The 22,151-nt window shown below is 61.6% G+C and carries 21 protein-coding genes; 6 read left to right on the forward strand and 15 right to left on the reverse strand.

All coding sequences use genetic code 11. From position 1 onward, the window contains the following. Nucleotides 1–80: 80 nt before the first annotated feature. Nucleotides 81–854, reverse strand: a complete 774-nt coding sequence (locus R8871_RS33710; RefSeq protein ID WP_175054271.1) for an SDR family oxidoreductase — start codon at nucleotides 852–854, stop codon at nucleotides 81–83. 266 nt (nucleotides 855–1,120) lie between these two features. On the opposite strand from R8871_RS33710, the gene R8871_RS33715 reads away from it, so the two are divergent. After that, nucleotides 1,121–2,926 carry an acyl-CoA dehydrogenase gene (locus tag R8871_RS33715; protein WP_175054272.1) on the forward strand — a complete coding sequence of 602 codons (1,806 nt, stop codon included), beginning with the start codon at nucleotides 1,121–1,123 and terminating at the stop codon, nucleotides 2,924–2,926. 84 nt (nucleotides 2,927–3,010) lie between these two features. Here R8871_RS33715 and R8871_RS33720 read toward each other — a convergent pair whose 3' ends face one another. Continuing rightward, nucleotides 3,011–3,904 carry an IclR family transcriptional regulator gene (locus tag R8871_RS33720; protein WP_246287935.1) on the reverse strand — a complete coding sequence of 298 codons (894 nt, stop codon included), beginning with the start codon at nucleotides 3,902–3,904 and terminating at the stop codon, nucleotides 3,011–3,013. Between the two features lie 103 nt (nucleotides 3,905–4,007). Continuing rightward, nucleotides 4,008–5,300, reverse strand: coding sequence for an MFS transporter (locus tag R8871_RS33725; protein WP_175054273.1), 1,293 nt, complete (start codon nucleotides 5,298–5,300; stop codon nucleotides 4,008–4,010). 203 nt (nucleotides 5,301–5,503) lie between these two features. On the opposite strand from R8871_RS33725, the gene R8871_RS33730 reads away from it, so the two are divergent. Beyond that, on the forward strand, nucleotides 5,504–5,872 hold the full coding sequence (locus R8871_RS33730) for a BON domain-containing protein (protein WP_175054296.1): 369 nt from the start codon (nucleotides 5,504–5,506) through the stop codon (nucleotides 5,870–5,872). Between the two features lie 102 nt (nucleotides 5,873–5,974). On the opposite strand, the gene R8871_RS33735 is transcribed toward R8871_RS33730, so the two are convergent. The 6 genes from R8871_RS33735 to R8871_RS33760 form a co-directional block, all read right to left on the reverse strand. Continuing rightward, nucleotides 5,975–7,123 carry a DUF1501 domain-containing protein gene (locus R8871_RS33735; protein WP_175054274.1) on the reverse strand — a complete coding sequence of 383 codons (1,149 nt, stop codon included), beginning with the start codon at nucleotides 7,121–7,123 and terminating at the stop codon, nucleotides 5,975–5,977. A gap of 5 nt (nucleotides 7,124–7,128) precedes the next feature. Next, a complete protein-coding gene (locus R8871_RS33740; RefSeq protein WP_175054275.1) occupies nucleotides 7,129–8,649 on the reverse strand; it encodes a DUF1800 domain-containing protein in 1,521 nt (506 codons plus the stop codon). A 75-nt stretch (nucleotides 8,650–8,724) separates the two neighbouring features. Then, nucleotides 8,725–9,258 carry a periplasmic heavy metal sensor gene (locus R8871_RS33745; RefSeq protein ID WP_175054276.1) on the reverse strand — a complete coding sequence of 178 codons (534 nt, stop codon included), beginning with the start codon at nucleotides 9,256–9,258 and terminating at the stop codon, nucleotides 8,725–8,727. Beyond that, the gene (locus R8871_RS33750; protein ID WP_175054277.1) at nucleotides 9,255–9,674 is read right to left on the reverse strand and encodes a hypothetical protein; all 420 of its coding nucleotides are present in this window, start codon (nucleotides 9,672–9,674) and stop codon (nucleotides 9,255–9,257) included. The genes R8871_RS33745 and R8871_RS33750 overlap by 4 nt, the downstream gene beginning before the upstream one ends. Then, nucleotides 9,671–10,282: an RNA polymerase sigma factor gene (locus tag R8871_RS33755; RefSeq protein WP_281370269.1), complete on the reverse strand. Its 612-nt coding sequence runs from the start codon at nucleotides 10,280–10,282 to the stop codon at nucleotides 9,671–9,673. Before R8871_RS33755 ends, R8871_RS33750 begins: the two co-directional genes overlap by 4 nt. Further along, the gene (locus R8871_RS33760) at nucleotides 10,279–10,599 is read right to left on the reverse strand and encodes a YXWGXW repeat-containing protein (protein ID WP_175054279.1); all 321 of its coding nucleotides are present in this window, start codon (nucleotides 10,597–10,599) and stop codon (nucleotides 10,279–10,281) included. The genes R8871_RS33755 and R8871_RS33760 overlap by 4 nt, the downstream gene beginning before the upstream one ends. Nucleotides 10,600–10,979: 380 nt before the next feature. Here R8871_RS33760 and R8871_RS33765 point away from each other — a divergent pair, with 380 nt between their 5' ends. The 3 genes from R8871_RS33765 (at nucleotide 10,980) to R8871_RS33775 (ending at nucleotide 15,216) form a co-directional block, all read left to right on the forward strand. Next, on the forward strand, nucleotides 10,980–12,776 hold the full coding sequence (locus R8871_RS33765; protein ID WP_175054280.1) for a phospholipase C: 1,797 nt from the start codon (nucleotides 10,980–10,982) through the stop codon (nucleotides 12,774–12,776). Nucleotides 12,777–12,978: 202 nt separating this feature from the next. Beyond that, on the forward strand, nucleotides 12,979–14,430 hold the full coding sequence (locus R8871_RS33770; protein WP_175054281.1) for a cytochrome-c peroxidase: 1,452 nt from the start codon (nucleotides 12,979–12,981) through the stop codon (nucleotides 14,428–14,430). 84 nt (nucleotides 14,431–14,514) lie between these two features. Then, nucleotides 14,515–15,216 carry an HAD family hydrolase gene (locus tag R8871_RS33775; protein WP_175054282.1) on the forward strand — a complete coding sequence of 234 codons (702 nt, stop codon included), beginning with the start codon at nucleotides 14,515–14,517 and terminating at the stop codon, nucleotides 15,214–15,216. Between the two features lie 23 nt (nucleotides 15,217–15,239). Here R8871_RS33775 and R8871_RS33780 read toward each other — a convergent pair whose 3' ends face one another. Next, entirely contained in the window at nucleotides 15,240–15,632 is a 393-nt protein-coding gene (locus R8871_RS33780) for a carboxymuconolactone decarboxylase family protein (RefSeq protein ID WP_115777533.1), read from the reverse strand. A 285-nt stretch (nucleotides 15,633–15,917) separates the two neighbouring features. On the opposite strand from R8871_RS33780, the gene R8871_RS33785 reads away from it, so the two are divergent. Continuing rightward, on the forward strand, nucleotides 15,918–16,166 hold the full coding sequence (locus R8871_RS33785; RefSeq protein WP_175054283.1) for a hypothetical protein: 249 nt from the start codon (nucleotides 15,918–15,920) through the stop codon (nucleotides 16,164–16,166). A gap of 84 nt (nucleotides 16,167–16,250) precedes the next feature. On the opposite strand, the gene cysS is transcribed toward R8871_RS33785, so the two are convergent. The 5 genes from cysS to cyoA form a co-directional block, all read right to left on the reverse strand. After that, entirely contained in the window at nucleotides 16,251–17,636 is a 1,386-nt protein-coding gene (cysS, locus tag R8871_RS33790; RefSeq protein WP_175054284.1) for a cysteine--tRNA ligase, read from the reverse strand. A gap of 355 nt (nucleotides 17,637–17,991) precedes the next feature. Next, entirely contained in the window at nucleotides 17,992–18,348 is a 357-nt protein-coding gene (cyoD, locus tag R8871_RS33795) for a cytochrome o ubiquinol oxidase subunit IV (protein WP_175054285.1), read from the reverse strand. Continuing rightward, the gene (gene cyoC / locus R8871_RS33800; RefSeq protein ID WP_054038616.1) at nucleotides 18,349–18,954 is read right to left on the reverse strand and encodes a cytochrome o ubiquinol oxidase subunit III; all 606 of its coding nucleotides are present in this window, start codon (nucleotides 18,952–18,954) and stop codon (nucleotides 18,349–18,351) included. Further along, entirely contained in the window at nucleotides 18,954–20,942 is a 1,989-nt protein-coding gene (gene cyoB / locus R8871_RS33805) for a cytochrome o ubiquinol oxidase subunit I (protein WP_175054286.1), read from the reverse strand. The genes cyoC and cyoB overlap by 1 nt, the downstream gene beginning before the upstream one ends. A gap of 3 nt (nucleotides 20,943–20,945) precedes the next feature. Further along, complete coding sequence (gene cyoA, locus R8871_RS33810; protein WP_175054297.1) at nucleotides 20,946–21,845, reverse strand: ubiquinol oxidase subunit II; 900 nt, start codon at nucleotides 21,843–21,845, stop codon at nucleotides 20,946–20,948. Nucleotides 21,846–22,151: the final 306 nt, after the last annotated feature.

The following is a 22,151-nucleotide window of genomic DNA, read 5'->3' on the forward strand; positions in this document are numbered from 1 at the left end:
TCTCCGGTCCCATGCAAAGCTGTCTTCGTACGTAAACGCAACACGCCCTGGCCAGCGCGCTGCGCCTCGAGACCACTCAATCAAATAATGATCGAGCCGCCATCCACCGCAAAATACTGGCCCGTGATATGGCGCGACGCTTCACTCGCGAGGAACACGACCGGGCCTTTGAGATCTTCGTCGCCGCCGAGGCGCTGCAACGGCGTGCGCGAAATGACGGTGTCTTCGAGTTTGTCGAGCAAGCCCGCCGACATCTTCGACGGGAAAAATCCCGGGCAGATCGCGTTGACGTTGATGTTGTACTTGCCCCATTCCGCCGCGAGCGCCCGCGTGAAATTGATCGCAGCAGCCTTGGAGGTGTTGTACGCAATCGTGTTCATGCCGGGCGGCGAACCCTTCAACCCCGCCACCGACGCGATGTTGATGATCTTGCCCGCACGACGCGGGATCATGCTGCGCTTGCCCACTTCACGAGCGACGAAAAATGGCGCATGGACGTTCAGGTTCATCACCTTGTGCCACGCTTCATCAGGGTAGTCTTCGGCGGGTGCGCCCCACGTCGCGCCCGCGTTGTTTACGAGAATGTCGATGCTGCCATGCAGGCCGAGCACTTCATCCACGAGACCGGGGATACCTTCGAAGCGCTGCAGATCGTTGACGATGGTCTGCACCTCGATCCCGCGGCTTTGCAGATGCGTTTTCGCTTCGGCGAGTTCATTGGCCTTACGCGCGGTGATCGCCACGCGACAGCCCATTTCTCCCAATGCCTCAGCCATTTGCAGGCCCAGCCCGCGCGAGCCTCCGGTGATCAGTGCAACCTTGCCGTCCAGTTGAAACAGGTCTTTCACAGACATTACGACGCTCCTCCAAGTTGTTCTGCAATGCAGACTTCTATTCCAGATTTTCTGACCATCATACGTGCCGAAATTCAGCCTGTAAATAAAAGCACGCTCATTCACTTTTGATTTAAACTGACATGCATCGCCGATGGGCGGGTCATCGGGGCTTACCCGAATACCGCACTTTTCAATCGAGCCGCGTCTATGCGATTTCGTGGGTTTTCCGCGCCTGTCGCGTAGTTGTTCTGCATAGCGGCTTACCTTTGGACGGGTCTTCTCCCATGCAAGATGCGCTGATCATCAACACGCGTGATCTGGAATTCCAGTTGTTCGAGGTGCTCGAGGCTGAGACGCTTACGCAGCGCGCGCGCCACGCCGACCACACTCGCGAGACTTTCAACGCGGCGCTCGAAACCGCTCACGCGGTCGCCGCCGAAAAGTTCGCGCCGCACAACCGTCTTTCGGACGAGCACGAACCGCAATTCGACGGTCAACGCGTCACGATGCCCACCGAGGTCAAAGACGCACTCGACGCGTTTTGCTCCGCCGGTTTCCTCGCTGCAGGTAAAGACTACGAATGGGGCGGCATGCAGTTGCCCTCGGTGATTTCCTTTGCGTGCCTGTCGCTCTTCAAGAGCGCCAACATCGCCACCTCGTCTTACGCAATGCTGACCACGGCGAATGCGAACGTGATCGAGCGTTTCGGCAGCGCCGCGCAGAAACGCAAGTATTTGCAGGCCCTATTCGAAGGCCGCGCGTTCGGCACCATGGCGCTGACCGAGCCGCAAGCGGGTTCGAGCCTCTCGGATCTCGTCACCAGTGCGACGCCTAACGAAGACGGCACCTATTCGATCCGCGGCAACAAGATTTTCATTTCAGGCGGCGATCACGAGTTGAGCGAGAACATCGTTCACCTGGTGCTGGCGCGCATTCCCGGCGGCCCGCCGGGCGTCAAAGGCATCTCGCTCTTCACGGTGCCGAAATTCCATGTGAATGACGACGGCAGCCGCGGTGAGCGCAACGACGTCGCGCTGGCAGGCTTGATTCACAAGATGGGCTGGCGCGGCACTACGTCGACGATGCTGTCGTTCGGCGAGCGCGGCGAATGCATCGGTGAACTGGTGGGCGAACCGCATCACGGCCTCGCCTACATGTTCCACATGATGAACGAAGCGCGTATCGGCGTCGGTCTCGGCGCGGTCATGCTCGGCTATCGCGGCTATCTGGCGTCGCTCCAATACGCACGTGAACGGCCGCAAGGGCGTCGCCCGGAAAACAAGAATCCGCTCGATCCGCAATTGCCATTGATCGAACACGCCGACGTGCGCCGCATGCTGCTCGCACAAAAAGCCTATGTGGAAGGCGCGTATGCGCTGTGCCTGTACGCGGCGCGCCTCGTCGACGAACAGAACACTGGCGGGAGCGACACTGCGCGCGCCGAAGCGGGCCTGCTGCTCGATCTGCTGACGCCGGTGGTGAAGTCGTGGCCCTCGCAGTGGTGCCTCGAAGCGAATAGTCTGGCGATCCAGATTCATGGCGGTTACGGCTATACGCGTGAATATCCGGTCGAGCAGTTCTATCGCGAAAATCGCCTGAACATGATTCACGAGGGCACGCACGGCATTCAGGCGATCGATCTGCTCGGCCGCAAAGTCGTGATGAAACAGGGCGCGGCGCTTAAGCTGTTGGGGCGTGAAATACAACGCAGCGTCGAGTCGGCTCGCGGTCATCCGGCACTGCAAGCGTATGCCGATTCACTCAGTCAGGCATGGAGCGAATTGACCGGCACGGTCGAAGCGTTATTGCCCACGCTCGCCAGTGAAAGCGAACGCGCGCTTGCCAACGCGAATGCTTTTCTCGAAGCGTTCGGGCATATCGTGCTTGCGTGGACGTGGTTGCGGCAGGCGATCGTTGCGAGCGCCGCGCTACCTGAAGCGAAGAGCGAAGCCGACCGTGACTTCTATCGCGGCAAGCTGCATGCGTGCCAGTGGTTCTTCCATTGGGAATTGCCGCGCGTCTCGCTGATGCTTGCCACGCTGCGCAGTCTCGACGATACGACGCTCAGCATGGCGCCGCAGTGGTTCTAAGCGCTGCCGCTCAGTGCGTCTTTCAACGCGGCGCTCGATGTGACTATCGACGCCGCTTGATACCGCTTGATACAGCCTGACCGCTCAATGCGACAGCGCGACTTCCAGCTGCGTCACCACGTCGATCAGCCGTGGCCGCACTTCTTCGAGCAGGAACTCCTTGGAGAGTTTGAACGAAGGTCCGCCGACATTGATCGCCATGATCGGCAGTTCGCCACCCGGCTGGAAGGCGCGCGCGATGCCGTTCACCTCTTTCTGCCAGTCTCCGAACGAAGTCGTCACGCCGAGCGTGCGGTAATCTTCGAGCGCATTCTCGATGCCGCGGCGAGTTTTCGGCCACTGGACGTGATCGAGCTCACGCACCTGCTCCATGAAGCTGAGACGATCGTGCTCAGGGATCGCCGCGAGCCACGCGCGGCCAATCGCCGATGTGGCGACCGGAATACGCGAACCGACTTCCAGCGTCAGCGTAAGCGCAACGGAGGCCCGGCAATTTTCTACGTAGATCATCGAGAGCCGGTCGCGCGTACCCAACGACACGGTAGCGCCAACGATATCGGCCAACTCCTGCATCACCGGCCGCGCGATCTTGCGGACGTCGAGCCGCGCCAGCATCGCGCTGCCGAGCGCGAGCGAAGCCGTGCCGAGCCGGTATTTGCCGCTCTCTTTCAAATGAATCAGATAGCCGAGCAGCGTCAGCGTGTGGGTCAGACGCGATACCGTCGATTTCGGCAGCTTGCAGCGCAAGGCGAGTTCCTGATTACTCAGCGATTTGTCGCCTGAGCGAAAACACGCCAGCACCTCGAGCCCGCGCGCGAGTGCCGTGACGAAATGCCGGTCGTCCTTGTGCGCCTCGTGCGCCGTCCGGCTCGCGAGGACCGAATTGGCGCCGGCGGATGTAGCGGACGTTTGCTCGCCGTCTCCCGCGCTCGGGTCCTCGACCGTATGATCGATCGGGCTGTGATTGGTTTTGCTCAAAATGAAACGCGCTCCCGCGAAACGGCACCATCTGAAGGACAAACCATAGTCCGGAACGGAGGTGATCCGGGCTGCGGAATTATAGACAAATGCAAAAAATCGCTCAGACTTCTTCTTTGGCCGCAGCCACCACCGGGCTGAAAAAATAAACTACGGCGCCGATCGCAAGCGGCACGACGGTCACCGAGAACAACGCCGAATAGATCCCCGCGTTCGATAGATGAGCCTGTTTTGCAACACCCGCGATCCAGCCGAAACAACTGCTGGTCAACGCCACGCCGAGAAAAACGAGGCTGTTGAGCAGGCCCAGACCGAGTCCGAGCCGGCGCGGCGCGATGATGGCGCGCGCTTGCGACATCACGAGCGGATGGATCGAGCCGACCGAGAACAACACGCAGATCAACGCGACACTGACGCCCCAGTTGCCGTCCGGACTGACCGCGAGCACCAACGCCGCCAGTACGCCGGCAATTAGCCACAGCAGCGAAATAAGCTTGGGCGCGCAGAACCGCACGACCACCGGAATACAGAACGACGCGGCGATCCCGATCACGCTGGTGATAGTCATCGCATTGCCGCGCGCGATAACGTCGAAGCCGTAGACGTCGGCGAGATACGGGCCGCCCCATGACGTACGGAACGTACTGCCGACGGAGAGCGCGAGGCACGCCGGCATCAAGGTCCAGAAACGGGTGTGCCGTTTCACCCCGCCTGCCGCGTGTTGCGATGCAGCGAGACTTTGCTCATGCGCGACGGCATCACGCCGGCGCACAAAACATACGACACCAAGCGTCGCGCATAGCATGGCTAAGGCAGCGGTCACCATGACCGGACGCCAGCCGAAGCTGGCCGTCGCGCGGCTCAGCGGAAACGCCGCCAGCAATGCGCCCGCCATGCCGATCGCACTCGCGGTCGTGACAGCGCGCACATTGCGCGTGCCGTGGCCGGAATGCAGCACGTAGTTGAGCAGCCCCATAAAGATCGGCGCGCAACCCAGTCCGATTCCGGCTTGCGCGACGAGCGCCACGGTTGCGCTCGTTGTCGTCGAAAGAATGCCGGCGCAGGCGGCGCCGATGCCCATCAGGAGCGCGGTCGGGCCGCGCACGCCGTAGCGGTCGAACATGAGGCCGACCGGCAGTTGCGCGATGGCGAACACGAGGAAGAACGAGCCCGCGAACCAGCCGAACATTTGCGGCGAGAAATGAAAATCGCCGATCAGCTGGGTGGAGATCACGGCGATATAACTGCGGAAAAACTGACTCAGTACATAGCTGAAGGTCAGTGCCCACAAGCCATAATCGATCGACGATGCAGCGGCTTGCCTGCGTGGTTCGCGTAGTTGTTCCTGTACGCCATCAGACATCTGCGGTGCGCCTTTGATGATCGAAGCCGTCATGATAGGCGAATCGGGCGACGGGCGGCCAGGTCAGTTTTTTCAACGCTCGCGCGTTTGCTGGAGTATTGTTTAAGCGCGCCGGGAGCTTCAAGACGTCACTCTTCTACAAGACCGGAGGCTCCATGCGGGCGGAAAAGTGCCTGCAGGCGCGTGTTTTTTGCATGCAACGATGCGAAATCAACTTTTCGAGGAATGGAGAAAACGTGAAAACAGTCAATCTATTGAAGGCGCTCGGCATCGCATTGTGTGTGGCGACTGCATCCAGCGCCTATGCCCAATCGAGCGACGCGATGGCGTCTGGCACCATGATGGCGCCGGCTCCGAATTCGAAAGCGATGAAGAGCACGGACCGCAAGTTGGGTCTGGCTGTGCGCAAAGCTTTGGGCAAAGCGCAGGGTTTTGATGTGTCGAACGTGTTTGTCCGGGCGCGCAGCGGTGCGGTGACCTTGACTGGAACGGTGCCCGATGGCGCGCAAATCCCACAAGCTGAGCAAGTGGCCAAGGGCGTTGCAGGCGTGACGTCGGTGAACAACAAGCTGACGCTGGGCACGCAGGGCGGCGGCGGGGGTTGATCGCGTCTGACGATTGACGATTGACGAATGCCGGGCAGTAACGACGGGTAGCGCCGCAAGAACCAGTTTGCGGCGCTGTCTGTCGTTCTGGCGGTTTTCAGCTTATGCGCGCACGAGCCCTGTCATCGGGCGCATGCCTGCGGTCTGGCCAAACAATGTCGCGGCCGTACGCTGCGGATCGAGCCCGAGGCTTTCGCTTGCGGCGCCCGCGAGCAACGCATCTAGCGACATCGTGGGCTTGAGGTCGCGCGCTTCGTAAAGGTCGCCCGGTTTCAGGCCAGGCCAGTCGGCGAGCACACGTCCGCCCGCTACCGCGCCACCCAGCATCATCGCCACCGAGCCGGTGCCGTGATCGGTGCCACCCGTGCCGTTGGCGGCGGCAGTTCTGCCGAACTCGGTTGCCGCCACCACGGTAGTCTTGCTCCACAACGGCCCCATGCCGTCACGCAACGCCGCAAGCATTGTGTCGAGCGCCTTTAGTTGATTGGCGAGGCGTGCGTTCTGCGCAGTGTGGGTATCCCAGCCACCGGTTTCAATCATCGCAATTCGCGGACCATCGTCGCGTGACAGAAAACCGGCGGCGAGCTTGCCGAGGCTCGCCGGGTCCTGACGCGCTCCGGCGTCGCCCGCGAGTCCGCGCGCGGTCATAGCCGACTCCCATAGCGGACGCAACTGCGCATCCTGGTCGTACAGCTGCGAGACCCGCATGAGCAGATCGTCAGGCGCCTGCGGCAACCCCGAAGGCGCATACGAGGTCACCGCCGCGCTGCCGCGCAGCGCCATCGGCACGGTCGGCGCGAAGGCGATCGCGTTCTCACGCGTGGCGGGCATGGATGCGACGAGCCGGTTCAGCCAGCCGTCTTTCATCTGATACGGCGAGGTGCCGCCGGTCTCCAGCACGTTTTGCCCATCGAAGTGCGAGCGGTCGCGATACGGTGACGCTACTGCGTGCACGAACAGCGCCTGACGATCCGCATACATCGCGGCGGTCTGCACGAGCGAGGGATGCAGCGCGAAGGTGCCGTCGAGCCGGGTCGCTTTGGATGCATCGATCGCAAGCGCACCGCGCAGTGTCGCGTAAGCGGGTTCGGCATACGGCACGACGATGTTCAGGCCATCGGCCGCGCCGCGCTGGATCACGAACACGAAGCGGCGATCCGTTGCGACACTGGCAAACGCGATCCGCGGCGACACGAGAATCGCGCCCGCGCCTGCAGCGGCAACGCTGAGAAATTTGCGGCGTGAAAACATGGTGTTCATCTCCGTTGAAAATCCGGCGAGACCAGCAGCAGTGCGATCGCCGTCGATGCGCTTTCGGCACGCGACACGGCTGCGGCAGTCGGCGCACTGAGCGAGCCGGCCAGCAAGGTCTGGCCGAGCGAGCGCGCATCGAGCCGGTCGCCGACCCGCGACGCGAAACGCTGCGCCACTTCGACCCGGCGCACGAGCGCATCGGGCGCCGCCCAGCTCGCGGCAATGTCGTCGTAGCCCGCGGGCGAACCTGGGCGCCACACCGGTTGACCGAGTTGCGTCAGGATGGGCGCGGTCTGCATGTTGCCGATGTCCTGCCAGCCGAGCCCGCGCATCGAAGAAATGGTCCACTCCCACGGCGTCTTGAACTTCACCGCAGCAGGCGACCACGCTTGAGGCATGCCGAGCAGCGTGCGGTACACGGTCGGCAGATCGCCGCCGCTGCGCGCGAATGCATTCGCCAATCGCTCGCTCACGCCGGGCGGCGGATTATCCGCGACGAAGTGACGGGCGAGCTTGCCGCCGATGTGCTGTGCCGTTGCGGGCGCGCTTGCGAGGTCGTGCAGGATCGCCAGCGCCTGCTCTTCTCCCGGCTGGTCGTAACGGCGGCCCATGATGGTTCGCGAACCCGGCTCGTGCAGCGCGACGCGAAACACGAAGGTGCCTGGCGCAGCGTTCGTCTGCAGACCCTGCCCGCGCGGGTTGCCAGGATTGCCTGGATTGCCGGCGAGGCTCCAGCCGGTCAGCGCGCGGGCGAATTCGGTGACGTCGTCCTGGCTATAGCCGCTGCGCACGCCGAGCGTATGCAGCTCCATGATTTCGCGCGCCAGGTTCTCATTCAGACCGCGTTTGACGTTCGGATTACGCTCCGCGGCGCGCATGGCCGCCATGCTGTCCGGTCCAACCGAACGCGTCTGATCGAGAAACAACTGCATGGCCGGATGACGTTCGACTGCGACCAGCATGTCTTCGAAACGACCTAGCACGTGCGGGCGGATCGCTTCCGCTTCGAACGAGCCGGCTAGCGCCGCGACGCCGGGTTTTTCCGTCGACACCGCGAAGTGGTTCGCCCAGAAATGAACCAGCCGCTCGACGAAAGGCGTCTGCGTAGTCAGCGCGCTTGCGACCCGTGCGTTCACCGAGGAACGGTACATGTCGAGAATTTCGCCGCGCAGCGCTTTTCGTTCGGCTTGCTTAGCAGTTTGCGCGGCGGTTTCTGATGCACCCTGCCCAGCGGCTTGCGCGCCGGCCTGCGCATTCGTCTGATTGGCGGCTGCGCCTTCGTTGACGTTCTGCTGAGTCTGCCGGTTCAGTTGATTCAGCTGCATGCGCTGCTGCACCAATTCGCCCGACAACGTCACCGAATCAGGCTGGCTCGCCCACGCGGCAGGCCGCGGCTGATATTGCTCGAACTGCGCGAGCAGCCATCCCTTCGGGTCGGCGGGCGGCGTATCGTCGGCACGCGCGCCGAGGCCGAAACGGTTCAGCGCAATCGCCGCGGCATTCATGTTCGGTGATGTGGCCATACCATCCTCTTCGGCGTTGGATATTTCTTTAAACGACCGCCACGCTCCAATCCGTCGCGGCCGTCCAGAATATTTTTATTCGCCCGACGATTCACTCGAAGATCCACTTGCGGCCGGCTTCGGTGGCTTGTTCGCATTGGCGGCCGGCTGCGGTTCACGCCATTGTCCGCGCAGCTTGAGGCTGTCGGCGAACTCGATGCGCTCCTCCGGTGACAGCGTCGCCGCAAAATCCGCCACACTGCCCTCCACTTGCGCGCGCAAGCTGCTGTCGGCCTCACGCGTGCGGGCCAACGCTGCGTCCAGCGCCGCGCGATCGAACTGCGGCGCGGCGAGCAGGCGCAATACTTCATGACGCCCTTCGCGGCCGTCGCGGGCATATTGCCGGCCCTCGCGGCGCGCATTCTTCAGGCCGTCGATGAAAGCCTTTTGCCGCTCGGCCGGCAGCGTTTCGGCAGCAAAGCGCAACGCCGTGCGCTGTTGCGCCAGCACCGTGGTGGTCGCGCCATGCGCTGCAAACCATTGATAAGCACCGCCGACAATCGCACCCAGCAGAAACACGTTGAGCACCAGCGAAGCCACCAGCACGATTTTCCATGACCGGCCGTTCATTCGCCGCTCCAATCGGCGGACGAACCACCGAAGCTCGAAGTTAAATAAGAAGACTCATGCACTTGCGGAACCGTGCCCGTCAAAACAAAGAACGAGACCGCAAGGGCGCCGGCTACGCCGCCCAGCACGCCGACGCCTGCCACCGCTGCGCCCGACCACCACAATTTCCGGCGTGGCGCGCTCGGCCGCCGTCCCGGCGCGCTGTCGATGATGCGCTGCTGCAATGCCGCGCCAGGCGGATCGACCTTGTCGGCGGCCAGCCATGCATCGATGCCGGCCGCGTCCGCTAACAACGCGTCGGCCTCAGCACGATGCGTAGCGGCCCAGACCTCCGCCGCTGCGCGTTCCTGCTGCGGCCAGCGGCGCGGATCGGCGCCATAGGCTTCGACGATCTGATGGAATCTTTCGGGCGTCATGACTTGTCCTTGCTAAGGCCGCTGCCGGCCAGTTGGGCGCGCAGATTGCGGCGCGCACGTGCCAGCAGACTTTCCAGCGCATCGACCGTGATGCCCATCAGGGCGGCAGCGTCGATGTTCGACATCTCCTGGTAGTAATTCAGCACCAGCGCCTCGCGCTGTCGTGCCGGCAATGCGGCGAGCGCCTCGCGAACGCGCTCGTCCTGGGCGCGCGCTTCGAGCGCGGCGTCGGGTAATGCGGCGGGGTCGATCTCATCGGGCAGGTCGTCTTGCGGGACTTCGCGACGGCCGCGCAGACGGTCATAGCAAAGATTGAGTGCGACACGGTGGACCCACGTATCCACCTTCGCCTCGCCTTCCCGCCAGCGCGAAGCCTGTTTCCAGATCCGCACGAAGACCTCCTGCGCCACGTCCTCCGCTTCCATGCGGTCTCCCAGCATGCGCGTGGCGAGCGCGAGCAGACGCGGCAGTTTGCGCGCGACGAGCGAGCGGACGGCGGCCGGGTCTTGTCGGGCCACCCTCTCGAGCAACTCCGCATCGGGATCGCGTTCGCTCAAGGCATGCGGTTCCGCAACGAGCCTGGGAGTACGACGGCGCTCAACGTTCAGGCCCAATGCCCTTCGACCCAGCGCCAGTTAGGTCCGCGTTGCACCCAATGCCCCGGCACCCAGCGATAGCCGACGCGAACCGGTTGCCAGTGACCGGGCACCCACACATAACGACCGTGGTTCCAACGCCAGCGGCCCTGGTCCCAGACGTAGCCGGCACGCGGGGCCGGCATCACTTCGACGCGCGGCGGCGGCGGCGCCATCGGCGCGATGATTACCGCCTGCGCGAAGGCAGGCGCAGCCGTCAGCGCGGCAACGCACGTAATCGCTGCAGCGAGCACGGAAGTCAGAAGGCGGACCGGTTTGGTCGATGTCATGTTGAATTTCTCCCATAAGAGCCGAAGCCAGAAGCGGCTGCGTTTCTTCTTGAACGCCGCAGCCGGAAAAATCCGTCGTTCTCTGTCGTTCTGATTGGCGCTGAAAGAAACGCGCCGCCGCACGCAAGTCATGGAGGCCAGAAAAGCCCTTGCATGACGGCCTTGCGCAAGCAGAACGACAGCAAAAGTTATTTAAATGAATGGCAACCGATAGGTGACGTAATGTTCGCGCCCTCAAATCTTAATCAGCGGGTGTTTCAATGCGCGCTGTTTCTAGCGGTAAGACACCTCAGCTGTATTTCTAACAATATCCCCAGCGAATCTCCACACGTGCATTACTGGAAACGCTGAACGGCGAAGTCGAATCTGGAGCCAGTCACATGTTCCGTAGAACCCTCTTACCCATCCCGTTTGCCGCGATGCTTGCGCTCGCTGCATGCGGCAACAATAGCGTGAGTTCGACGGCGTCCGCGCCGGCGGCTGCATCGACGCCGGTAGTCACGGTGTCGGCGCAGGATGCCGTCACGACGGCCACGCCGATCAAACACGTGGTGGTGATCTTCGGCGAGAACGTCTCGTTCGACCACTACTTCGCAACCTACCCGCAGGCCAACAACCCGGTCGGCGAGCCGCAATTCACCGCAGCCGCAGGCACGCCGTCGGTCAACAACCTCAGCAACAACAACCTGATCGCCGCAAACCCGAACGCGCTGTCGACCTCGCCGAACACGGCAGGCCGCACGGTGGGTTCGGTGACGATCGCGGGTCTCGGCCTGCCGGCCGCCGATCTTCTGCCGTTCCGTCTCGATCGTTCGCAAGCCAATACGTCGAGCCAGAACCACGCGTATGCCGCGGAACAGCTCGCGTATAACAACGGCGCGATGGACTCGTTCCCGCTCTTTACGGCGTCGGGTTCGACCATTGCCGGCAGCACCGGCGCGTTCGCCACGAAGGGCCAGGTGCTGGGTTACTTCGACGGCAACACCGTCACGGCAATGTGGAACTACGCGCAGAACTTCGCGATGAACCAGAACGCGTACACGGACACGTTCGGTCCGTCGACGCCTGGCGCAATCGAAGTGGTCTCGGGCCAAAACAACGGCGTGGTGGTGACGGGCGGAACCTCGGCCAACGCGATTGCGGATTCGGCCGGCGGCTTCACGTTGGTCGGCGACCTCGACCCGACCGGTGACGTCTGCACGACCGCGGCAGGCAGCACGGTAACGGCGGCGATGTCTTCGAACAACAAGAACATCGGCGACCTGCTCAACGCGAAGGGCCTGACGTGGGGCGGCTTCATGGGCGGCTTCAACCTGGCGACCACCAATGCCAACGGCACGACCGGTTGCGCGCGCTCGACGTTCTCGCAAGTGCTGAACGCGACCAAGGTCGACTACGTACAGCATCACGCGTGGTTCCAGTACTACCCGACCACGGCCAACCCGGCGCACACGCGTCCGACGTCGACGGCGGTAATCGGCGCGACCGATCCGCTCGACAACACGGCAACGCCGGTTCACCACCAGTACGACACCGACGACTTCTTCGCCGCAGTGAAGGCCGGCAACTTCCCGTCGGTGAGCTTCCTGAAGGCGCCGGCGGTCGAAGACGGTCACCCGGGCAACTCGGACCCGATCGACGAGCAGGCTTTCGTCACGAAGGTCATCAACTTCCTGCAGCAACAGCCTGACTGGAAGAACACCGCCGTGATCATCGCCTATGACGATTCGGACGGTTGGTACGACCACCGCTTCATGGCGCCGAAAAACTCGTCATTCGATTCGACCACGGCGCAATCCGCGGGCGGCGCGACGGTGGCCGGTACCGACAACCTGAGCGGCACGGGTCAGTGCACGGCAACGGGCGCGGTGCAACCGCAGGGCGTGAATGGCGGCACAGTGAACGGCCGTTGCGGCCCGGGTACGCGCACGCCGTTCATCGTGGTGTCGCCGTGGGCGAAGGTCAACTTCGTCGACGATACGGCGATCACCCAGGCGTCCGTGGTCAAGTTCATCGAGGACAACTGGCTTGGCGGTCAACGCCTTGGCAACGGCTCGTTCGATGCATCGGCTGGCAGCATCATGAACATGTTCAACTTCTCGGGCTCGGGCAACAACCCGACGGTGTATCTGGACCAGAACCTGGGCACGAAACTGTCGGCGCCGCCGGCTAGCTGATAGCGGCACGCGTGCGGACTGCTCTTCCGGTGCGCTTTACTTCACGTCATGCACGAGCGCTGTTCGTGCATGACAGTACAAAGCGCGGCGCCATGAAGAGCACGAAACACATCAAGCTGTAGTTGGGCGTCGAGCCAGTGCAAACGTGCTGGCTCGATTTGCTTTTTGATCGCACCTGATCGAATTACTTGTCACTACCGCCATGAATCATCCTTCAGACGCCCTGCTGCCCCCGCATCTGCCTGCCGGCGGTGAGCCGGGTCCCGTCGTTACCCGTCGTGCGTGGCTCAGGCTGCTTGCGTGGAGCGCCGCCGGCATCGTGCTCGCGTTCGCCGTGGTTTGCGCGTACGCACTCATCTACCCGGAACGGATGCCGCCCGCAGTTGGTTCGATCGTCGAGGAAATCACCGGCGCGAATCCCAATCCGGTGCATTTGATGCGTCCGCAAGACGCGCCGCTGAGCGCGGTTGCGCTGCTGGGCAAACAGATTTTCTACGACCAGACGTTGTCGGCCTCGGGTACGCAGTCGTGTGCATCGTGCCACTCGGCACAGCATTCGTACGCGCCGGACAACGCGTTCCCGGTTCAACTCGGCGGCCCGCACATGAATCAGGCAGGCTACCGGCCGCCGCCGTCGCTGACGTATCTGTACCGCCAGGCGCCATTCAGCATCGGGCCGGATCAGGGCGATACCGACGTGCCCGTCGATATGACCCAGCTGGCCTCACAGGCGGCCGGCGTGCAGCGCGCACAGAAGACGGCGCTTGCCGCACCAGCCGCGCCGGCAATGGTGCCGCAAGGCGGCCTGTTCTGGGACGGCCGCGCCGATACGCTGCAAATCCAGGCGATCGGTCCGCTGATGAATCCGGTGGAGATGGCCAACGCGACGCAAGAGGATGTCGCGCGCAAGCTGCTGCAAACCAAATATCTGGAGCAGTTCAAGCAGATCTTTGGAGCGGGCATCGTCAATAATCCGAGCCTGCTGATCTCGGAAGCCATGTTCGCAGTGGGACGGTATCAGACCGAAGATCAGTCGTTCCACGCTTTCACCAGCAAGTACGATTACTGGCTCGAAGGTAAGGCGCGGCTGACCCACGCCGAGTTGCATGGCTTGCAGTTGTTCAACGATAAGGACAAGGCTAATTGCGCGGGTTGCCACTTGAGCCAGCCGAGCAAGGATGGCTTGCCGCCGGTGTTCACCGACACGCAGTACGAGGCCCTTGGCGTGCCGCGGAATCCGGCCATTCCGGCCAACAAGGATCCGAAGTTCTTCGATATGGGCGTGTGCGGGCCGTTCCGCGACGACATGAAGAAGGAGACGCAGTACTGCGGGATGTTCCTGACGCCGACCCTGCGCAATGTTGCCGAGCGCAAGGTGTACTTCCACAACGGCGTGTATCACGACCTCAAGCAGGTCATGGACTTCTACAACCTGCGCAACACGGCGCCCGAGAAGATCTATCCGCGCGATGCTTCGGGCAAGGTACTGAAGTACAACGATCTGCCGGCGCAGTATCACGCCAATGTCGACGTTGCCGATGCACCGTTCGATCGCAAGTTCGGGGATCAGCCGGCCATGACGGATCAGGACATTCAGGACATCATTGCGTTTATGAAAACGCTGAGTGACGGGTATAAGGCTGCAGGGTCCTGATTCCCATCAGGGCCGTTGTCCAGCGTCGCGCGAGCCGGTGAGGTAAGCTTGCCGGTTCCGCGACCACTTTCCGTACCCTGCCCGATGGCCGATTTCCCTCTTTTCCCTTTCGACGCCGTACTTTTCGACTGCGACGGCGTGCTCGTCGACTCCGAACCCATCACCAACCGCGTGCTCACCGAAATGCTCGGCGAGTTAGGCTGGCAATTGAGCGTTGAAGAGGCGATGCAAATTTTTGTCGGCAAGGCCGTCAGGGATGAAGCCGCACTCATCGAAGCGCGCACCGGTTTCGCAATCACAGCGGATTGGCTCATGCAATTTCGTGCGCGCCGCAATGAAGCGCTCGATCGCGAGCTGGTGGCGATCGACGGCGCGGCGTCGGCAGTGCGCGCGCTTTACGCGTCGCTCAACGGACGCATTGCTGTCGCGTCAGGCGCCGATCGCATCAAAGTGGAATTGCAACTGGTGAAGGCCGGTATTCTCGACTGCTTCGAAGGGCGCATCTCCAGCGGTCATGAAACACCGCGCAACAAGCCGTATCCCGACGTCTATCTCGCCGCGGCCGCAAGCCTGGGCGTAGAACCGCAGCGTTGCGCTGTGGTTGACGATACCGTCACGGGCGTCACTGCAGGCGTGGCCTCCGGCGCCACCGTGTTCGGCTATTGTCCGAAAGAACTGAGTCACAGCAGCGCCACGGCCCTGCACGGCGCGGGCGCGGTTCACGTCTTTCGCGACATGGCCGACTTGCCCGCGCTGCTCGCGGGATGGCGCGGCGTGCAGGGTTAAGCGCGCGCCCTTACTCGACGACCTTACTCGAAGGCGGGGTCGATCGGTACGCGATATCCGACCGCGAGGCGGTTGGTCTCGTTGGCCATACCGACCACCGCCAGCAGTTCGCCGAACATTTCATCAGTCATACCCGCGCGGCGCGCCGCAGCCGTATGGCTCGCGACGCAGTAACCGCAGTTGTTCGTCACGCTCACCGCGACGTAAAGCAACTCCTTGATCAGCGGGTCGAGCGCACCCGGCGCCATCACATCCTTCAGACTGTCCCACGTGCGCGCAAGCGTAGGCGGATGCTGGGCGATGTATTTCCAGAAGTTATTGACGTCGTCGACCTGGCGGGTCTGCTTGATGTCGTCGTAGACGGCTTTGACTTCAGGCGAAGCTGCGGAATATTCGACGGCTTTAAGCTGGCTCATACATCCTCCTTTGCTTGCTAATGAAAATCGGCAATTCGTGCGCGAGGGGCGCGAGTGGCGCGAGGTTGCTCATTGTGCCCGCAATTCCGGTGGATGTAGCTGTTGGTCGTGCGCCAACACCGTTGCGTCGCGAGTCGGTGGATCTCAAACCATCTTGCGCCCGCGAGGTGAGTAGATTGTGGACGCCATAACGCTTTGCGGCGGATGGCATGGTGTGTGCAAAGGGAATCAATGAGCGCGGCAATACCCGGGCTCACTGTCAATCCAACTTGCCGGAGATCCACCATGAAAACGCTAGTTCTCAAAGATTTGCCCCGCGTCGATGAACTCGACCGCGCGGCTTCGCAATCCGTCCGCGGCGGCATCGCCTGCCTCACACGGGAAGCACCGTCTGCTTGCCCTGGCGGGATGATGCCGCCCATTGTCGTTCGGCGCGGCTGGGAGTGTCCGCCGATTCATTGGGGTTGTGGGCCTGTCCATGTTCCATACGGCAAGCCGCCTTGCCACGCCGAGCCGGTGGTGGTGCCGCTTTAGGCATCGCGAGAAACCGCATGATGCGTGAGGATAGACGGGCCAGCATGGCGGCCCGTCTACTTTCATCGCCGCGCCAGGATATCGCTACTTCCCTGTATCGCGCGGACGCAGCACCTGTCCACCTGGACCATCCTCTACGAGCCAGCCCTCGGCTCTTAATTGCTCACGCAGTCGATCAGCCTCGTTCCAGTCCTTGGCCGCGCGAGCCTTGTCACGCTCATCGAAGAGAAGCGCGATATCGGTGGGAATATCAGGCACGTCTTCTTTCCAGTCGGCGAGCCGAAGTCCGAGCACGGCGTCGAATCGGTCGACCGTTGCCCGTCGCGTCGCCGCCGGGAGATCGCTTCTCACCACATCCCACAGCACAGCGAGCGCGCGCGGCAGATTCAGATCCTGATCGACCTCAGCCTTGAAACGTTCGACGCTGTTCGCGTCGGGCATGCCGCCTTCGGGCCATTGCACATAAGCTCGACGCAAACGCTCCAGCGCGGATTGGGCTGCATCAAGCGCTTCGAGATTGAAGCGCAGCGTGCTCCGGTAATGCGCACTAAGGCACAAGTAGCGATACGCGAGCGGATCGATGCCTCGATCGATCAACGTCTGCAAACGCACGAAATCGCCGCCCGACTTCGACATCTTGCCGGCGTCCAGCGTCAGGAAATGGCCGTGCATCCAGAAGTTCGCCAGGCGCGTTCCATGGCGCGCCTGAGTCTGCGCGATTTCATTGCTGTGATGCACGGCGATATGATCCTCTCCGCCGCAGTGAATGTCGAACCACGGGCCGAGGTATTTCGCCGACATCGCCGAGCACTCGATATGCCAACCGGGAAAGCCCCGGCCCCACGGGCTATCCCATTCCATTTGCCGCGTGCTGTCCGGCGGACTGAACTTCCACAGCGCGAAATCCGTTGCGTGCCGTTTGTCTCCCAGCGCCACACGCTTGCCGGCCTGCAACCCAGCGGTATCGAGACGTGCGAGAAAACCATAGTCATCCTGTTTGCTTGTGTCGAAGTAGACGCCGTCGGCCGTGCAGTACGTATAGCCGTTGCGTTCGAGGTCGGCAATGAAGTCGATCTGCTCGACGATGTGATCGGTCGCGCGGCACCACAGGGCAGGCTCGAGCAGGTTCAGCGCACGCCAGTCGCTCATGAAGGCTTCCGTATATCGCCCGGCGATCGCCCACGCCGATTCGCCCGTGCGGCGGCTGCCCTTCTCCATTTTGTCTTCGCCTTCGTCGGCATCGGAAACCAGATGACCGACATCGGTGATATTGACGACGTGCCGCACGGTGTAGCCGTTCAATGTCAGCACGCGTCGCAACACGTCTTCGAATACGTAGGTCCGAAGGTTGCCGATATGCGCGTGGTCGTACACGGTCGGACCGCAGCAATACAGCCCCACATGGTCCGCTTGAATCGGCGTGAAATCGCGTAAGGTGCGCGACCAGGTGTCGTACAGGACGAGTGGCATGTGAATTCCTGTGGTGTTGAGCGCGTTAGTGAACGTACGTGCGTAAGAACGAAAACGGAAGGATCAAAACAAAAAGGCCACCGGTCTTGTGACGGGTGGCCTCAGGGATACGGACGCGTGCAGATCGACTCGCTAGACGCAAGCTCCCCTTGGCAGGCTGCAACAGCATGCGTGCAAAGAATGCGAATGGGAATGGATAGAAGCAATCATGGAAACGATGCTAACGCGTGTTTCGAGGCCGGTCAATCTCGAATCGCGGCGCGGTGTCCGAATCGTGTGCCTTCGGAATGCATGAAGAAAGCCCCGCAAGACTTTCATCTTGCGGGGCTTTATGTCGAGCTTCGGCGTTTTCCGCTTATCGGGACATCATGTGCATGCTGACGTTGTGCATGATCCACAACGAGCCGACGATCAGAATCACGGCTGTGAGCACCGTAAAGCCGAACGCCATAACGTTCCAGCGCTGCGCCGACGAAGCGTTCATGTGCAGGAAGAAAATCAGATGCACGACGATCTGCACGAACGCGAGGCCTGCGATCGCGAGCAGCGCGTTCTCGCCGGTCAACGTCCCGTTGAGGACGAGACCGAAAGCCGCGGCAGTCAGGATGACGGAGAGAATGAAACCCACCGTATAGCTGCCGAAGCTGCCGTGACTTTCGCCGCCGTGTCCTTCGTCCGGGTGCGCCAGGTGTGGGTGATGGCTATGGTCCATTTAGATCACGCTCGCAAGATAGACAAAGGTGAAGACGCCGATCCACACGACATCCAGAAAGTGCCAGAACAGGCTCAGGCACGTCAGGCGAATCATGTCGCGTTCAGTCAGATCGCGATGACGCATCACCTGCACGGCAAGCACCACCATCCAGATCAGGCCGCAAGTAACGTGCAAACCGTGCGTGCCGACCAGCGTGAAGAACGACGACAGGAACGCGCTGCGGCTCGGGCCCGCACCCTGTGCGATCAGGTGCGAAAACTCGCGCATTTCCAGCACGAGGAACGCGAGACCCAGCAGGAACGTCACGCCGAGCCAGAAGAGCAGCACGCCCTTCCTGTTCTTGTGCGCGCCCAGCATCGCGAAGCCGTAGGTGATACTGCTCAGCAGCAGCATCGACGTTTCAAGCGCGACGCCGGGGATCTCGAACAGATCCTTGCCGGTCGGACCACCCGCGAACTGGTGGCCCATCACCGCGAAAACGGCGAAGAGCGCGGCAAAGATGATGCAGTCGGTCATCAGGTACAGCCAGAAACCGAATACCGATTGCGACGGCACATGGTCCGGCGCGAGATGCGGTTGAACCGCAATAGTCTTCTGTAGCATCAGTCCACCTCAACCGCAATGTGGGCACCCGCGCCGGTGCGCTTCTCTTCAGTCAGCGCAACGGTGTCGGCCGGGATGTAATAGCCGTCGTTGTCCTGGAAGCTATAAACGATCACCGTGCCGATTGCACCGACGAGGCCGACAATCGCCAGCCACCAGATATGCCACACACCGGCAAACCCGAGCGCCAGCGAGAACAGGCCTACCAACAAACCTGCTGACGTATTCGACGGCATATGAATGTCGCGATACACCGGCTCGCTTTGCGGCGCTTTGCGCGACTTCATGTCGGTGAACGCGTCCAGCTTGCGCACCGTCGGGATGATCGCGAAGTTGTACACCGGCGGCGGCGAGCTCATTGCCCATTCCAGGGTGTGGCCATTCCACGGATCGCCGGTAACGTCACGGTTTTCCGGCAGATTACGGTCGCGGATACTGACATACAGCTGCGCCAGCTGGCACGCAATGCCGATAGCGATCAGCCCTGCGCCGAACGCAGCGAGGATCAGCCACGGATGCCATGCCGGATTGTCGTAATGGTTCAGACGACGTGTCATGCCCATGAAGCCGAGCACGTACAGCGGCATGAAGGCGACATAGAAGCCGACCAGCCAGAACCAGAACGCGGCCTTGCCGAGTTTTTCGTTCAGCTTGAAGCCGAACGCTTTCGGGAACCAGTAGTTGAAACCGGCCAGATAACCGAACAGCACGCCACCGATGATCACGTTGTGGAAGTGAGCGATCAGGAACAGGCTGTTGTGCAGCACGAAGTCCGCGCCCGGGATCGCCATCATCACGCCGGTCATGCCGCCGATCGTGAACGTGATCATGAAGCCGATCGTCCACAGCACGGGCGTGGTGAATTCCAGACGGCCCTTGTAGATCGTGAACAGCCAGTTGAACACTTTCACGCCGGTCGGAATCGCAATCACCATCGTCGCGATACCGAAGAACGCGTTGACGTCGGCGCCTGAACCCATCGTGAAGAAGTGGTGCAACCACACGAGGAACGACAGCACCATGATCGCGCAGGTCGCCCACACCATCGTCTTGTAGCCGAACAGCGGCTTCTTGGCGAAGGTGGCCACGACTTCCGAGAAAATACCGAACGCCGGCAGGATCAGGATGTACACCTCGGGGTGACCCCATGCCCAGATCAGGTTCAGATACAGCATGGCGTTGCCGCCGCCGTCATTCGTGAAGAAGTGCATGCCGAGGTAGCGGTCCAGACCGAGCAGCGCGAGCGTCACGGTCAGGATCGGGAACGAGGCCATGATCAGCACGTTGGTGCAAAGCGCGGTCCACGTGAACACCGGCATCTTCATCCAGGTCATGCCCGGCGCGCGCATCTTGACGATGGTCGCAAAGAAGTTCACGCCGGTGAGCAAGGTGCCGATACCGGAGAGCTGCAAACTCCACAAGTAATAATCGACCCCGACACCCGGACTGAACTGCAATTCCGACAACGGCGGATAAGCCAGCCAGCCCGTTTGTGCGAACTCACCGATCACCAGCGACACGTTGATCAGAATCGCGCTGACCGCGGTCATCCAGAAGCTCAACGAGTTGATGAAGGGGAACGCGACGTCGCGTGCGCCGATCTGCAGCGGCACGATCAGGTTCATCAGGCCGATCATGAACGCCATCGCCATGAAGAAAATCATGATGACGCCGTGAGCCGTGAACACCTGGTCGTAGTGATGCGGCGGCAGATAGCCGGGGCTCATGTAGCCGAGCGCCTGTTGCAGACGCATCATGATCGCGTCAGAGAAGCCGCGCAGCAGCATGATCATCGCCACGATGATGTACATGATGCCGAGCTTCTTGTGGTCGACGGAGGTCAGCCATTCCGTCCACAGGTAGCGCCATTTGCCGAGATAGGTGACCGTGCCGAGCACGGCCAGCCCGACGAGCGCCATGAAGATGCCCGCGCCCACGATGATTGGCTCGTGATACGGAATCGCATCGAGTGTAAGTTTTCCGAACATGCCTTACCCCTTACCCTTTGGCGCACAGTTAGCGTCGTTCATGTTGTCGAGGACGTTACCGTTGTTGTATCGGGCAATGATGTTGTGAAAGAGCTTCGGGTCAACCGACGAGAAGTAGCGCACTGGCTCCTTCTCGGTCGGCGCCGACATCGCGTGATAGCGGTCCATGTCCAGACGGTCGGACGAGGCGCGGACCTTGGCGACCCACGCGTTGAACTCGTCAGGCGATGTGGCGAGCGCGCGGAACTTCATGTCCGAGAAGCCCTTGCCGCTGAAGTTCGCCGCGGTGCCTGCGTAGTTGCCGGCTTCGTCAGCGATCAGATGCAGACGCGTTTGCATACCCGCCATTGCGTAGATCTGGCCGCCGAGTTGCGGAATGAAGAAGGAGTTCATCACCGTATCGGACGTGATGAGGAAGTTCACCGGCGTGCCGACCGGGAACGCCAGCTGGTTCACCGATGCAATGCCGAGGTCGGGATAGATGAAGAGCCACTTCCAGTCGAGCGCGACGACTTCGACGTTGATCGGCTTGACCTGCGACTCAAGCGGCTTATACGGGTCGAGCTCGTGCGTGCTCTTCCACGTCAGCACGGCGAGGAACAGGATGATCAGCGTCGGAATCGTCCAGATGGCGATTTCGATGCCGGTGGAATGCACCCAGCCCGGCTTGTATTCGGCATTCCGGTTCGACGCGCGATAACGCCATGCGAACAGCAGCGTGAGCGCGATAACCGGAACGACCACGATCAGCATGGCCCAGACCGACGTGGCAATCAGCTCGCGTTCCGCCAGCCCCACACTTCCCTTCGGATTCAAAATATCGAGGTTGCTGCAACCCGAGAGCAACAACACGAGGCCGGCGGAAAGGAAACCTGTCGACCCTCGCAGCGTCTTTCCTTTCATATCCATTGCCTTTCATTTACGACTTCAACGAACGTCATCAGACCGCTCTCCATTAATAAGCGCTCGCATAATAGGGGAACGGCATTTTGCAATAAACACCCGATTCAGCAACGTATTATTGCGTCGCAACACCGTGCGACACGTTGCCGCATAGCCGTGCGCGCAGGTATCTTTGCCAGACTCCATCGCAGAGTCTGCGTTCATGACAGCAATCACAAAAGCCCTTGAAACAAGCGCTAAAACGCGGCGCAACCGGATGGTCGCGTCGCGTTGAATGGCCTGCAAAGGAACTCTGAACCGAAGCCG

Origin of the sequence: Paraburkholderia sediminicola, from assembly GCF_902859805.1 — a bacterium.
Taxonomy (GTDB): Bacteria; Pseudomonadota; Gammaproteobacteria; order Burkholderiales; family Burkholderiaceae; genus Paraburkholderia; species Paraburkholderia sediminicola.